General features: G+C 58.1%; 2 protein-coding genes. Both read right to left on the bottom strand.

Going from position 1 to position 1312, the window contains the following annotated elements; all coding sequences use genetic code 11:
- Positions 1-817 (bottom strand): transposase (locus DJ69_RS02230; RefSeq protein WP_099254120.1); only part of this gene is annotated, 817 nt, incomplete at its 3' end.
- Positions 814-1203, bottom strand: a complete 390-nt coding sequence (gene tnpA / locus DJ69_RS02225; RefSeq protein WP_099254119.1) for an IS200/IS605 family transposase — start codon at positions 1201-1203, stop codon at positions 814-816. The genes tnpA and DJ69_RS02230, both read right to left, overlap by 4 nt.
- Between the last annotated feature and the right edge of the window lie 109 nt (positions 1204-1312).

Raw genomic sequence — 1312 nt, 5'->3', positions numbered from 1 at the left:
CTTCTAGAACGAGAACGGGATTCTCGACGGACTCAGCATACTCCACGACTTCGCGGGTGACGCGATGGAATACATCGTCTATCTGGTTCCACAGGTCGTCCCCGAAGGACTCCGCGATACGTTCGCTTCCGCGCGTCTGGAGCCGTTTCGTGGCGGTAAAGTAGCTCTTACGGAGCTGACGAATGGTCTTCCCTTCGTCGGCCCATAGTTCAGGAGCGGTCGGAGAACCGTGGTCGTCGCGGTGACACACCGTGGCGAGTGACGCTTCCCCAATATCGACACCGATGGGTGTCCGTTCTTCGCCGGACACCTCGGAACCTCCCTCCACGTCGCGGGTGGCGGTGACGTGGAGATACCACGTTCCGCCCCGCTCGAACAGCCGACTCTCGCCCATTTCCGCATCTCCCGCGTTCAACGCTTCCAACCAGTCTCGCTGTTCGGGGTTCGGTTGTGCTGGCATCCAGAGGTGGTAGTCCTCGTGGTGCGGGATTTTGACGTACCACTCGATCGCGTTCTCGGACTTGTGGTCAAGCCGTAGTCCTTCGTTGGTGAACCGAACAGGGTGGTCGTCGTGAAGCTCTCCCGCGTTGTACGTCGTTGTGAGTTGCGGGACGTACTTCTTGAGCGCGTTCTTCGCGTATCCGGTCAGGTCGTAACTGACCACCACGTCGTTCGCTTCGGTTTGCGTGGTACAGCCAGCGTCAAAGGCGTCGTGAAGCGCCCGCTGGTACGCCTCGCGCGTCTCACGGAGTTTCCGCCGCTTGTGTGCGTTCGGCTGAACCAGTTTCAGTTCCAGCGTCTTCGTGAGTTCAGTCACGACCCGTCTTCCTCGTGACGCTGGATGTAGTTCTTGACCGTCTCGCTCGATACCTGCCCTGCTGTCCCTGCGTAGTAGCCTCTCGCCCATCCGATTTTCTCGCCGTCGTGGTCGGCGTAGCGGTGGTTGTACTTCCGAGAGCTGATACCCTTGAACCAGTTAGCGAGAAGGGATGGTGCGTGTTTGGGTGGGCTACTGACGAATAGGTGGACGTGATCGGGTTGAACGGTGAGGTCGAGTATTTTGAGGCCCTTGTCGTCAGCTATTTGGTGGAGGATGGTTCGCACACGGTCTGCGACCTCGCCTTTGAGTACCGAGTTGCGGTACTTCGGCACCCACACTATGTGGTAGTTGAGGTTGTAGGTCGCGTGCCGTGTGGTCTTCATCCGTGATACACACTACGCTCTTGTGTAGCACATTGTTGATTTCAGAGAGTCGCTTTGACGGCGTGTTTGAGCGCTTCTCGTCCAGGTTTACGGTAGAGTTCTCGTCTGA

This window comes from Halorubrum persicum, assembly GCF_002727125.1.
Classification (GTDB): domain Archaea; phylum Halobacteriota; class Halobacteria; order Halobacteriales; family Haloferacaceae; genus Halorubrum; species Halorubrum persicum.
Note: the sequence above shows the minus strand (reverse complement) of the source record. Positions and strands in the feature narration are given on the sequence as shown.